We start from the raw sequence: 12,616 nt of genomic DNA on the forward strand, positions 1-12,616 counted from the left end.
TACCTGTTGGCCTATGCTCTGCTCCGTTTCCAGCTCTTCTGCAGCTTGCGGATGAAGACGATCTGCCCGATATGATAGGCGTTATGGGTGGTCACATTCCCGATGATTTCCCACCACTGGCTGCCGGGGAATTCCCGTACGTCTTCTGCCAGCTGCGCTTCAGTTAACAGGCTCTGCCAAGCCAAAAGCACCTCCAGCAATTTCTTTTGCAGCTGCTCGAACGAGATCCCCTGGGGAACCACAAACGTATGGTTGTTGCTCTCCACAGAGGGTATAGCTTGAATACTGGCTTCCCGGTACCGGGTCTGCCAGGTCTGATTCCAATACAACAGATGCTGAACCAGCTCAGCAATGCTGTTGCTGTCTTCATCCGCCTTCCATGCAGCCTCTTCTTCACTTAAGCCCTGCACGGATTCTTCGAAGGTCACATACCAGCTGGGGTCATTTGCATTCGCGAGCAACTGGTTGCTCAATACTTCCCGGGCTTGAACCAATCCCATAACACCTCACTCTTGCTGTTGATGAATACATAGTAACCATACCATATCGAACCTGATGGTTGGAGTTAAAGAATGTTTATAGTTAAATTATTGATATTAATATCTCAATACTACTTGACATGTGAATGAATTATCGGTATGTTGTGAATGAGTTCACACTTTATATTAAGGAGTAATCTATGCCAAAAAATACTTTCTTTCGTTTAGATGAAGCAAGGCGCGAGGAAATATCTAATAGCGCTATGCATCTTTTTGTTGATCATCTTTACGAGGATATAACTATGAAGATGGTTTTGGATAGTTTGTCCATGCACCCCGGAACATTTTATCGGTATTTTGAAGACAAAGATGACCTTTATTGTCTCTTAATACGTAATGTAACCCAGAAAAGAGCTGCGTATTTTAATAACAGTAATGAAGATTCCCTTTTCCGGTTTTTCCTTACTGGCTTATTTGGTAACGTTAATGGCATTGTGACCGAGCCACTGAATGAGTTGGAAATCAAACTCACTGAAACAATTTTATACATTCCTGAGAACATTTTGCTTAAAATATATCTGAATGTGCTAAAGGGCGAGTCATTCCCCTTGATCAAGAACATTTTACGCCGATTGAGGGTTGATGGATATCTCCGGCCTGATATTGACGACGACCTGATTTCTTTTATGTTTGAGTCCATGCAGTTTAATTTAGTCATGTTTTTCAGGGAATTCGATATTAAGGACTCTAAGCTGCAACATAAGATTAGCAAGTACTTTGCTGACTTTATGGGTCATGGGCTGCTTGAAGATCATAAATATTCTGAAATTGTTAGCGAGATCAAGAAAGCCAAGGAGTAGAAATGTATGTATTTCACATTCGCCACTTTTATTAATTAAGGAGGAACAAGAAAATGAAAACTTATGACGCATTTCCGGAACCCATTGGCAGCTATACTGTTGGTCGAACCCAGATGGATGTAGAGTACACGGCATCAGATCACTCAAAAAGAGAACTGACGGCGTTTGTGTACTATCCGTCCGACAGTAGCGAAGGTAAGTCTACATCAACGTATATGTTTCCTGAAGTTTACGAGATGTTTAATGAGCAGCCAGTTAACATTCAATATCTTAAAGCGAAGGATGTCTTCTCTATAGATATCAAGACCCGGTGTTACGATGACCTTGCTCTCTCCGGGAAGGAAAAGCGCTATCCGGTGTTATTCTATGTTTGCGGCGGGGGCGGTTCTCCAGAATGGGGTACAGTGATCTGTACAGACTTGGCAAGCACGGGCTATGTTGTGGTAAGCATCGGCCATCAGAATAGCACGATGTATAAGCGTAAAGATGGGCGCCTGTTTAATGCATCAAAGGATTTTTCGCATGATCTTATGGCGTTTTCTGAAGATCCGGAGAGGCTGGCGTTGGCTGGTAAGATGGAGATGCGGCCTGACGATGAAACTGCCACCCAGATGTGCCGTAACATGCTTACACTGCCGATACTTGCCAAGTTCACAGAGTATAGTGAATTACAGGCAGAAGATGTAAGATATGTAGCCGACTATCTTTACAAACTGGACTCTGGAGAGCTGAATTCCATCTTTAAGGGCAGATTGCTCTTTGACATCGGCATGGGCATAGTCGGACATTCTTTTGGAGGGTCTACGGCGGCGATGGTTTGCCGGGACGACGACCGGTTCGCCTGCGGGATTGGCTTGGATAGCGGTGCGTTCGGCCTTCAGGGCAGCGACCTTAAGAAACCCTTCTTGCTGCTGTTTTGTGAACCCAACTATAACATGAACGCTATAATTGGCGCTAACAATAGCATGGAAACCTATTATTTCTCTGTTGATCGTGTTGCGCATTTAGATTACTGCGACATCGTGTTTACCAGTGTTAATGAGGAATTCAGAGGCGAACGGGATGCTATGGAGATGCGAAATCTTGTTACAGACTATACGAAGAACTTTTTTGATCATTATATACTGCAGAAGGCTGCGAGTGTGGAAAGTCTGGCATACGATGGCGTGGACTTGATCAAGAAAACCGGCAACAAGTGACATAACCGGGAGGTTGCTGATAAACGCATATCAAAGAGCTAGCCGTACAGACAAAAAGCCGATAACCCTATTACGCGGTTATCGGCTCTCTAAAAAATCCCGCCAATTGCTAGATACCTGTTTTCAGATCCGAAGCTTGAACAGGTATCCATATTTCACTTCTGTACGTGGGCGAGGTGGTATCCTGGCTCTCATTCCATAGCATTTCCGGCCCCTCGACTAACTCGTAGTTAGAAGAAGGGAACCATTCGGAGTAAATCCGGCCCCAAATATTCTGGAGGGTATCCGGAAAAGGCCCAACGGCTTCAAATACAGCCCATGTAGAAGCAGCAACCTCAAGCTGTGCAAAAGGCTCCGGACCTTCCAGTGTTGTAGCAACCCCGATGTAATGATCCAGCTCCCCTTTTTCTTCCATACGGCCCTCGGAGAAATTGACCGATGCACTGATGATCCCCGCCGGATTGGTATTCGACAGCTGCTTCAGTTCTGCGATCATCTGCAGGTTCAGGCTTTGCGCCATGGCGGCAATCTCCGGGTTCACACCGCTGAATTGAATGGGAACCCTCTTCTTCAGCCCGACAATACGAAACGCCTCTTTTTCCTCAATACGGTAATTCATTTCACTGCCTCCTCTTATAGTCAACTGAAAGGTCATCCGGGGGAAGGACTTCAGAGAGGGACTACCCGCCCGCGCTTCAGATGGAGTCACTCCGTGAAAAAGCTGGAACGCCTTTGTGAACGCATCCGGTGAACTGTATCCGACATGCACCGCCACGTCGATGATCCGCAGCCGGCTTTGTTGCAGCTCGAATGCGGCAATCGTAAGGCGTCTGCGGCGGATATACTCCGAGAGCGGCACCCCGGCAAGGAATGAAAACATCCGCTTGAAATGGTATTCGGAGCATAATGCCCGCCTGGTAACCTCTTTAAAATCAATCTCTTCTGTGAGATGATCTTCAATGTAGGATAATGCATCATTCATGTTCTCAATTACGTTCATGCTTTTGATCCTCCCCTCGAACCTAGAATAACAGCCTTTCAGAACCCGGTTCCGACAGTTCGTGCACAGATTTGACGGGTGGTTCCTTTAGTAGGTACTGCAATAATATACTATAGCCATTCCCCGGCAGGGTGTATATTCATGTGACTACTTGTATAGGGGGTCATTATGAACATCGCATCCTTCATTATCTACTGTATTGTGGTCACATTTACACCCGGGCCTACCAATATAGTTATTTTATCATCTGTGCAGCATCACGGTGCCCGCAAAACCATGGAATATGTCTGGGGAGCAACGATCGCCTTTGGTCTGCTGCTTGCCGCTTCTGCCTTGCTTAACCATGTGCTTGCCGGCATCATTCCAAATATACTGGACATCATGCAGATTGTTGGCAGTCTATATATGCTCTACCTGGCCTATCAAATCTATCGGATGGGGCGGGCGGAAGCTGCACCAATGCAGACCGCCAGTTTTGCCTCAGGCCTGTTCATGCAGTTAGTCAACCCGAAGGTGCTGCTGTTCACCTTAACCGTTATTCCCAGCTATGTCCTGCCTTATTATAGTTCATTTTCCGGTTCGTTTCTGTTTGTGCTGCTGATCACGGTTATCGGATTTCTGGCGTTTGTAACCTGGGTGGTTTGCGGCGCTGTCTTCAAAAATTTGCTGCAGCAGCATCACCGGTTGTTCAATACCCTGATGGCCCTGTTTCTGCTATACTCCGCAGTGATGGTGTCAGGGATTCTATAAAGCCTTGGAGGTGAGCCCAGTGGAGAAATTCAACTATGCCAAATCGGCAGATATCCTGTCCTTGTCAGCAAGCTTTACCGATTTCACTTACAAAAAGCACTGCCACGAAGAATACGCCATAGGTGTAACCTTGCGGGGGATTCAACAATATAATCTGGACGGCAGCTTCCAGGCTTCCCATAAAAATGGCGTCATGCTGTTCAACCGTGAACAGTACCATGACGGCAGCTCCTATGACAGGGAGGGCATTGATTATGTAATGCTGTACATCAAACCGGATTTGTTCTCCGAAATCCTCGGGGGTCAAGAATTGCGCTTCACCTCCCCTATTGTCTACGATGCTGATTTGGCTTCCTGCATTCTAAGCCTGGACCAATCGATCCGTAGCGGTGCAGATGATGCCTGGTCCAGTGAGCTGTTGTTCAAGCTGGGAGGCCTTGTGTCGAAGACGGAGATCGCCGCACCGAGAAGGAAGAACAATGCTTTTGTGCAAAAAGCGAAAGAAATGATGAACTCCCATATAGATCAAGTGCTGAAGCTGGATGACCTGTGTCAAGAATTCGGCCTGTCCAAATATCAGTTTATCCGTGAGTTCAAAAGCCATGCCGGCATTTCACCCTACCAATTTTTTCTGAACTGCAAGGTGGAGCGTGCCAAACAGGCCATTGAACGTTCAAGAGATATTTATGCAGCTGTGGCGGATTACGGCTTTGCCGATCTGCCCCATCTCAACCGGCATTTCAAAAGCATGTTCGGAATCACGGCTTTTGAATATATGTCGCAGCTTAGTTAGCCCCCTTGTTCTCCGGCTATTAACGATATATTTATTCATAGCAAACTTACTTCCGTGAGACACCTTTAATACAGAAAAAAGCCTGTAGAATTCGAACCCTGAACTGGGTACGGTCTACAGGCTTTTTTATTGCAGATGAAATGATAGCTGTTGTTCAGAACTTGAATTACTTAACGGCTGTTTCGCCGGTTACTTTACCTTCGAGGACAGCACTTGTTTTCAGATCATCGCTCTTAAAGTAGAGGTTACCGTCGATTGTTGCTGTTTTGTCGAGCGTAAATCCTTTGGCTTCTACATAAACGTCACCTTTGATTGTTCCGCCCTGCACTTTGAAGTTTTCACTCTGAACAGTCACCTTAGGAGCAGTCAGTGTATAGCTGGCAGTGATCTTGTGGTCTGCGTCTTGAGCATACAGAGCCAGTTTGCGGTAGATTGCATTTTCTGCTTTGCCTTTGTCATGGAATTCACCGGCAACAACCACATCGGTATCAACCGTCAGGTCATTCAGGATAGCTACAATCCAGTTGCCTTCCGCACTTACTGCTTTGGTAAAAGCATCCGCTTGGTTTACGATGGACGCTGAGCTTTGTGCATCTGTAGTTTCAGCCGCTGCACTTGCAGACGGAGAAGCACTAGCCGCTTCATTCGCTTTATCATTACTATTTCCACAACCTGACAGCAACGCTGCCGCCACACCTGCAACAACCAAACCTTTTACTAGCTTCACAACAATTCCCCCTGTTTTTTGGTATATTCATAGTATATATTAAAATTTTAATAATAACAACGTGATGAAATTCACAAATTTGTGTCTATCACTTTTTGAATATACAAATTCAGAGTATTTGGCAGTGCAGCCGCTTTTATGCAAGAATTATGTAAAACTCGACAGCAGCGACTGACACTGTTAGTCCAAACGGAGCGCTTGTCTAAGATTAGGCCATTTCGTCCAGCCGGACACATTTCAGGTTTCTGGTCTTCAGCTGGTTCAGCACTTCCTCCAGTGCCTGCAGCATATAATGAGGCGCATTTCCGTCCGCCCCCAGCGTATCTCCGCTGTCATGCAGCACAATAATAGATCCGTCCCGAATACGGTTCAACAGTGTTGAGCGCAGGGATGTCTGACATTTCTTCCGGCTCCAGTCATGTGCCATCAGCGACCACAGCACAATCCGGTACTGCTTCAGGCGCAAGAAATCAAAGATATTGATTAATCCCCAGGGAGGGCGGTAATGATCGGGTCTGGTGCCAACAATGGACTCCACAATATCTGCGGTCCGCTCCAGATGTCCACGCCGGATGGTGCCGGGCAGCATGAGCCAGTTCGAGGTATGGATATAATTATGAATGCCAATCTGATGGCCTTCCCGGTCCATTCTCTTGATCAGCTCAGGATATCGTTCCGCTTGCGCACCAAGGACGAAAAAGGTGGCTTTTACTTTGTACTGTGCCAGAAGATCCAGCAATCTGGGGGTGTATTCCGGATGCGGCCCGTCATCAAAGGTGAAAGCCACCTCCTTGGGAGATGTCCCCCGGCGCATGACGCCATATCCGGCCAGCCGCGTAAGCAGACTGGGAACTAACATATATAGAATAAAGATGCTGATGATTCCAATAGTCAGATGTAAGAGCATAGCTCCTCCTTCAGATCGATATTTTTTCTCCTGACAGCTTCTGCCCGGGAGAAAAACGGTTTTTCAGTGAAGCACGCGAATGAATCAGCAGCATCGGCACCAGCTTTTCGGTGTGTTGACTGACTCTGTGCTTCCCTTCCGGGTGCAGTGCAGACAGCAGCAGGCGGAGATAGATCGTCGTCATCCGTCTGAACAATCCCGGCTGCATGGCCTGCTGCTCAAAGCCTAGCCCATGCGTGATGCCCCGGTGCAGCAGCGTTATCCCCATCAGCGCCTTGACCTGCTTGAACTCTGACTGCGATTCGAAGGCTTCATTGATCTGGCGCATCGATTGGCGCATCATTCTCGCCGTGCGCAGTGCAGCCCGGTCTGAACCTTCCGACTGAATCAGCTTCAGGATGCTGCCATTGTCAAGGTGCAGCTCTCCTACCCATTCCCCATCATGAATGACCGTAGCATCCTGGCATACGATAGCCTGGCCTCTATGTTTTTTGAGCATCACACTGCAAATGCCAAAGCGGGAGGTACCGGCTCCGCGAAAATGTGAACCCAGGGCAAACACCTTTTCCCAGGCCATCCAGAGAGACTGCACCATAGTTTTTCCAATTTTCAGTTCCAATTCAATCATCCTTCCTCTAACAACTAATAAAGTTCACTTTTAATAATTACCTTTCCTTTGTATGACGCTTCCGGATGAAGTTTCCCTGCCTGCAAATTTAAAAGTGAAAGTTTGTTCTTCCGGATTTCCAGTTGTATCAGCTTAAGCAATGTCCTCACCACCCCATCTGTTCCACAAAATGATCTTCCAGTGAATGATTCTTTTTACTCAGGCTGTCCAGCTCCACGCCCGCTTCTACCAGTGCTTTATTCAGTTCAAGCTGTTGTACGGCATCGTAAATACGGATCGTCCGGGGGTCCAGCACCTTGTAGTTGGTGAGGCCCAGCTTATGCTCCAGCACATATACCGCTTTGCTGCTCGCTCCGGTAATCAGTTCGATGTATTGCGTGTTCCGGCTGCGGATCCTATCCATCGCCATTTCCTCCAGCAAAATTCCGTCACGGATCATGCCGATCGTGTCGGCAACCTGTTCAATCTCCCCCAGAATGTGGCTGGAGATTAGCAGCGTCATTCCATATTCCCGGCTCAGCATGCGGAACACTTCACGCAGTTCCTTGATGCCCATAGGGTCCAGTCCGTTGATCGGCTCATCCAGGATGAGCAGCTCCGGTTTGGTCATTACCGCCCGGGCAATAGCCAGCCGCTGCTTCATCCCCAGGGAGAACTGCTTGACCGGCTTTTTGTCCACACCCTCCAGCTTGACCAGCTCCAGTGCTTCATCCATGGCCTTCGTATTGTAGTAGCCCATATACTCTCCGTGCAGCTGGAGATTTTCTCTCGCCGTCAGCTTGTCGTAGAACACCGGATATTCAATAATGCAGCCCATGCGCTTCAGCATTTCATAGGAATGGTCTGTCATGCTCACTCCAAAAAATTCGATATACCCCTCTGTCGGCTTCACCAGATTGGTGATCATTTTCATTACCGTGGTTTTGCCTGCTCCATTCGGTCCCAGGAACCCGTAAATTTCACCTTGCTTGATATTCATGTTCACGCCGCTAACAACCTCTTTGCCTTGATACTCCTTAGTTAACTCCCATGTCCGCAATATGGTTGTCATTCCCGTTGTCCCCTTTTGCTTCTTCGTTTGGCTTCCTGGTTCATATTGTACACAGCAGAATTTTCTTTTTTATTACCTGAACCTTACAAAATTCTTAAGCAGCAGACAAACAACAGATTGGTGGAATATTCCTACATTTCTTGCGAGAGTTAAAAGCTCCATATCACCGCCTCCATGGTTGATCCAGTCAACTTATTGGAGTATATTTTCCCACACGGGCTTTTCCACGGCTGGTAAATATCTTCTGAGATGATAAAAAAGGCAACTCAGCAGATTCGCAGAGTTGCCTTTTGTGGAAAACTAGAGAGATGTTATGTTGTTACCGGACAGGCACCAGTTCCTGCTCACCTGCCTCCACGTTCCCCGTCTTCTTAATAAAGAATGAAAGAACCAGCCCGATTCCTCCAAAAATAATAACAGCCAGGTAAGCATCGTTCATTCCGGAAATGGAAGCTTCCAGCAGCAAATGCCGTGGATCGCCTGAAACTCCGGCAGCTGTCATATCTGCCAGATGAAACTGGGTACGATTCGTTAGAACCGTGACCAGAAGTGATGTTCCGATAGCACCCGCCACCTGCTTCACGGTGTTGGCGATTGCCGTCCCATGCGCATTCATAGCTTCCGGGAGCTGATTCAGCCCTGCGGTTGTAATCGGCATCAGAAAGAGAGCCATTCCGAGCCGTCTCCCGGTGGACATCAGCAGCAGATATGTGTAACTCGTAGAATCTGTAAGATGGATGAAGCCAAACGTGGTAAAAATCGTTATCAGAATGCCGATTATGGACAGCCACTTGGCCCCGAAGCGGTCGAACAGTCTGCCGGCGAGCGGCATCATCACGCCCATCAGCAGCGCACCCGGAAGCATCAGCAGCCCCGAATCCAGCGCGGAATAGCCTCTCATATTCTGCAGGTACAGGGGAAGCAGCATCATATCCGCATACATGACCACGGTTACCGCGATATTAATTAAGGTGGTCAGCGTGAACATATTGTATTTGAATGCTTTTAACTCCAGAAGCGGATTACTGCTTGTCAGCTGCCGCCAAGTGAACAGAATGAGCAGAACCACACCTGAAGCAAGTGTTGCAACCACTTCAGCGCTTGACCAGCCAATGCTTCCCGCCCGGCTGAAGCCGTACAACAATGTCCCGAAGCCCAGGGTTGACAAGATAAGGCCCCAGATATCCAGTTTGGGACGGGTCCGTTCCGTCACATTCTTCAAATAGAACCAGGCCAGAACCACCACTAATGCGGCAAAAGGAATGATGACATAAAAGAGTGACCGCCAGGAATAATGATCCAGTATATAGCCCGCATAGGTTGGACCGATTGCCGGGGCAAAAATGATGGCAAAGCCGATCATCCCCATCGCTCCCCCACGCTTCTCTACAGGGTATATTGCCAGAACAACATTCATCAACAGCGGCATAATAATCCCTGCCCCGGCAGCCTGGATCAGGCGTCCTGCAAGCAGCAGGCCGAAATTAGGGGCCGCACCGGCGAGAATTGAACCGCCCAGGAAAATAAGCATTGCCGACAGGAACAGCTCACGGGTCGTGAAGCGCTGCATAAAATAAGCGGTTACGGGAATAAAAACCCCGTTAACCAGCATATACCCGGTGGTCAGCCACTGGGCTGTAGCCGCCGATATCTGAAAATCTCCCATCAGCTCAGGTGTAGCCACACTCATAAGGGTCTGATTCAGCACAGCGATAAACGCGCCGAGAATCATGACAAACAGCAGCGGGCCTTTTTGAATTGGGGTTGGTTTGTTGCTTGTACTCATCTCCACTCATCCTCTAAACAAAAAAGTAGCACGACGTCGTGGAATCAGTGTACTGCCATGTCTCCCAAATAACAAAACACAATATTCCGCAAACTGTCTGTTATCAGACACTCTGGCAAATAGTGCCGATTATTCTTCAATTTATTGTGATTCTGTGAAGACTTCCTTAGCTATTCAGGCCTGCGGTTCAGCGCGGTCAGCAGCGGGCCGTCGCGGACTAGGCGGGTTAAGATCAGCGCCACTTGCTCCGGGGGAAGTGTTCTCCCCGATTCAAACCAGTGCCGGATGACTCCAAAATGCGCTGAGCTGAAGTATGCGACAATATAATCGTCCGGTACCGCCAAGGCATCCGGATTCATGGCCTGCCGGGGAAGCTTCTCATACATGCGGCTGTGAATCAGTGTTCTTAGTCTTTTTCCAAATGAAGTGCCTTCCTGGGCGAAAAAAACAGCAAAAAAACGGTGCCGTGCATTCATAAACCGGATAAATTCCACAATTGAGGGAAAAGGCTCTTCTGTACTCCCGCTGCCGAGCAGCTGTTCAGGTATGCTCTGGGCTGGCAGAGCGTTCATCTCTTCTATAATCTGATCCTCCATCTTCTCCATCAGATCATAAATATCCTGATAATGCAGATAGAAGGTGCCCCGGTTAATCCCTGCCTTGGAGGTGAGACTTCTAACATTCACACCTTCCAGCCCTTTCTCGTCAACAAGTGACAGAAAAGCTTCATCGATCAGTTTCTTTGTGCGGATCACCCGCAGATCAGCGGCTTTTTCCATAAAGCCCCTCCATTCCTTACACTTCAATCTTAATGAACACTATTCAAAATAGTGATTATTGTAAGTGTATTTTACCCTGATTATAATAAACACATGGTTCATAAATCAACACAATGTTAATTACACGAAGGAGGAAATAGTATGTTAAATCATAAAACAGCCGTCATTACAGGAGCTTCCAGCGGTATTGGACGTGCCATTTCCAGCCAGCTTGCAGGTGAAGGTGTACATGTTTTTATCACAGGAAGAAGCCTGGGGCAGCTCGAAAAGGTGAAAGCACAAATTGAACAAGCAGGCGGACAAGCAACCTGCAGCGCATTTGATCTCCGGGATACCGGCAGGCTGCAGGATTTCATCCGCCAGGCCCAGACGCAGACCGGTCATTTGGATATCATGGTCAACAATGCCGGTCTGCATATTCATGGGAATATTGTCGATACGAAGGTGGAGGACTGGCGGGAAATGATCGATGTCAACATCGTGGCGCTTCTGGCAGGCTCACAGGCAGCTGTCCAGGCTATGCGGCTGAATGAAGGCGGCGCCCCAGGCCATATTATTCATATTTCCTCAGGCAACGCCTACGAACCGGGACGGGATTTCTACAGCGCCACCAAACATATGGTGAATGCCATCGGACAGGCCTTGACACGTGAGCTGGCCCAAGAACCGATTCAGATAACAACGATTCTTCCTGGTGCTGTAGCCACCAACTTTGGACGAAACCTTGAACCGGAGGCAGTCGTACAGCTTGCCCGCAAGCTGGGGATGGAGGTCGATTACAAGCAGGGGGACCACCTGCCGGAAGAGCTGATTGCACGAATCCGCGGCGCGATGGGGCAGACCTTCTTGAGTGGCGATGATATCGCCAGAGCCGTAGTCTACGCGCTGCAGCAGCCGCAGAACGTAGTGGTCCGGGAGCTGTATCTTACTGCGCCGAATGTGTACCTTGGTAACGATTTCTCTATGTAGATTGCAGCATAAGTGGAAACGGCTTAGCCGTCCTTTTACAGGAGCCTATGCTTCCGAAGCAGCGATACAGAGTATCGCTTTCAGGTACCGTTTCAGCGGGAAATATAAGGATCACTTATTGCGTGAAGCATATAAATATTTTAAACAAGCCGCCTATCCCAATAAATTACGGGTTAGGCGGCTTTGTTTTTTCCGGGTATCCAAGACTTATTGCTCTTTGCTCTTGATCTCAAAGCTGCGGACCTTCATCCATTTCCCGGCCACGAATTCGTCAACGGTCCCGGTTCTGGTTCTGACGCAGAATCTATGCTGGGTCTTTTTGTAAAAACCCGTGGCTTCATAAAGCAAATCATCGCCTGCCTGACCCTTATAATAGACCTGCTTCAGGCCAAGCCTGCTCAGCAATTCTTGCTTTACACTCTCAATGTACGTGCGCGAATACTCTTTTGACATCCATGTTCCTCCTGCGGCATTCATCTACTGACCATTCTACACTTAAACCTGGCAAAATGTCAGTCCAGGGCGGACAAGCCCATGGGAATATTGTGAGAAGAGTTCAAGCTATGCTCCTTCTTCGACCGCCTGTTATGGGCAGCCCGCAGTCCGCCGCCGGACATAGCTATTTTGCCTGCCTGCGCCTAATTCAAAGGTACTTTTACCTCTCATTTCGCCATTTTGCCTGCCTGCG

The 12,616-nt window shown here is 48.1% G+C and carries 14 protein-coding genes; 5 read left to right on the forward strand and 9 right to left on the reverse strand.

What is annotated here, in order from left to right; all coding sequences use genetic code 11:
- Nucleotides 1-11 precede the first annotated feature (11 nt).
- Complete coding sequence (locus tag BLQ82_RS13365; protein ID WP_143013430.1) at nucleotides 12-494, reverse strand: DinB family protein; 483 nt, start codon at nucleotides 492-494, stop codon at nucleotides 12-14.
- Nucleotides 495-679: 185 nt separating this feature from the next.
- Between BLQ82_RS13365 and BLQ82_RS13370 the strand changes: the two genes are divergently transcribed.
- On the forward strand, nucleotides 680-1,339 hold the full coding sequence (locus BLQ82_RS13370; RefSeq protein WP_062521906.1) for a TetR/AcrR family transcriptional regulator: 660 nt from the start codon (nucleotides 680-682) through the stop codon (nucleotides 1,337-1,339).
- Between the two features lie 53 nt (nucleotides 1,340-1,392).
- Entirely contained in the window at nucleotides 1,393-2,538 is a 1,146-nt protein-coding gene (locus tag BLQ82_RS13375) for an alpha/beta hydrolase (protein ID WP_062521905.1), read from the forward strand.
- A 109-nt stretch (nucleotides 2,539-2,647) separates the two neighbouring features.
- Here BLQ82_RS13375 and BLQ82_RS13380 read toward each other — a convergent pair whose 3' ends face one another.
- Nucleotides 2,648-3,538, reverse strand: coding sequence for an AraC family transcriptional regulator (locus BLQ82_RS13380; protein ID WP_062521903.1), 891 nt, complete (start codon nucleotides 3,536-3,538; stop codon nucleotides 2,648-2,650).
- A gap of 168 nt (nucleotides 3,539-3,706) precedes the next feature.
- Between BLQ82_RS13380 and BLQ82_RS13385 the strand changes: the two genes are divergently transcribed.
- Nucleotides 3,707-4,288: a LysE family translocator gene (locus BLQ82_RS13385; protein ID WP_062521901.1), complete on the forward strand. Its 582-nt coding sequence runs from the start codon at nucleotides 3,707-3,709 to the stop codon at nucleotides 4,286-4,288.
- Nucleotides 4,289-4,307: 19 nt separating this feature from the next.
- Nucleotides 4,308-5,081: an AraC family transcriptional regulator gene (locus tag BLQ82_RS13390; RefSeq protein ID WP_062521899.1), complete on the forward strand. Its 774-nt coding sequence runs from the start codon at nucleotides 4,308-4,310 to the stop codon at nucleotides 5,079-5,081.
- Nucleotides 5,082-5,247: 166 nt separating this feature from the next.
- On the opposite strand, the gene BLQ82_RS13395 is transcribed toward BLQ82_RS13390, so the two are convergent.
- The 6 genes from BLQ82_RS13395 to BLQ82_RS13420 all read right to left on the reverse strand — a co-directional run bounded on the left by BLQ82_RS13395 (nucleotide 5,248) and on the right by BLQ82_RS13420 (nucleotide 10,959).
- Nucleotides 5,248-5,808, reverse strand: a complete 561-nt coding sequence (locus tag BLQ82_RS13395; RefSeq protein ID WP_062521897.1) for a polymer-forming cytoskeletal protein — start codon at nucleotides 5,806-5,808, stop codon at nucleotides 5,248-5,250.
- A gap of 208 nt (nucleotides 5,809-6,016) precedes the next feature.
- Nucleotides 6,017-6,715 carry a polysaccharide deacetylase family protein gene (locus BLQ82_RS13400; protein WP_062521895.1) on the reverse strand — a complete coding sequence of 233 codons (699 nt, stop codon included), beginning with the start codon at nucleotides 6,713-6,715 and terminating at the stop codon, nucleotides 6,017-6,019.
- A gap of 10 nt (nucleotides 6,716-6,725) precedes the next feature.
- Complete coding sequence (locus BLQ82_RS13405; RefSeq protein WP_208810690.1) at nucleotides 6,726-7,343, reverse strand: YkoP family protein; 618 nt, start codon at nucleotides 7,341-7,343, stop codon at nucleotides 6,726-6,728.
- A gap of 145 nt (nucleotides 7,344-7,488) precedes the next feature.
- Nucleotides 7,489-8,394 carry an ABC transporter ATP-binding protein gene (locus BLQ82_RS13410; RefSeq protein ID WP_062521893.1) on the reverse strand — a complete coding sequence of 302 codons (906 nt, stop codon included), beginning with the start codon at nucleotides 8,392-8,394 and terminating at the stop codon, nucleotides 7,489-7,491.
- A 319-nt stretch (nucleotides 8,395-8,713) separates the two neighbouring features.
- Entirely contained in the window at nucleotides 8,714-10,180 is a 1,467-nt protein-coding gene (locus BLQ82_RS13415; RefSeq protein WP_062521891.1) for a DHA2 family efflux MFS transporter permease subunit, read from the reverse strand.
- Between the two features lie 170 nt (nucleotides 10,181-10,350).
- Nucleotides 10,351-10,959 (reverse strand): TetR/AcrR family transcriptional regulator, encoded by a 609-nt coding sequence (locus BLQ82_RS13420; protein WP_062521888.1) that lies wholly within the window; start codon nucleotides 10,957-10,959, stop codon nucleotides 10,351-10,353.
- A 141-nt stretch (nucleotides 10,960-11,100) separates the two neighbouring features.
- Here BLQ82_RS13420 and BLQ82_RS13425 point away from each other — a divergent pair, with 141 nt between their 5' ends.
- Nucleotides 11,101-11,928, forward strand: coding sequence for an SDR family oxidoreductase (locus BLQ82_RS13425; RefSeq protein WP_062521886.1), 828 nt, complete (start codon nucleotides 11,101-11,103; stop codon nucleotides 11,926-11,928).
- A gap of 207 nt (nucleotides 11,929-12,135) precedes the next feature.
- On the opposite strand, the gene BLQ82_RS13430 is transcribed toward BLQ82_RS13425, so the two are convergent.
- Entirely contained in the window at nucleotides 12,136-12,381 is a 246-nt protein-coding gene (locus tag BLQ82_RS13430) for a hypothetical protein (protein WP_062521885.1), read from the reverse strand.
- Nucleotides 12,382-12,616: the final 235 nt, after the last annotated feature.

It is taken from the genome of Paenibacillus jilunlii (genome assembly GCF_900102965.1).
Taxonomy (GTDB): Bacteria; Bacillota; Bacilli; order Paenibacillales; family Paenibacillaceae; genus Paenibacillus_AQ; species Paenibacillus_AQ jilunlii.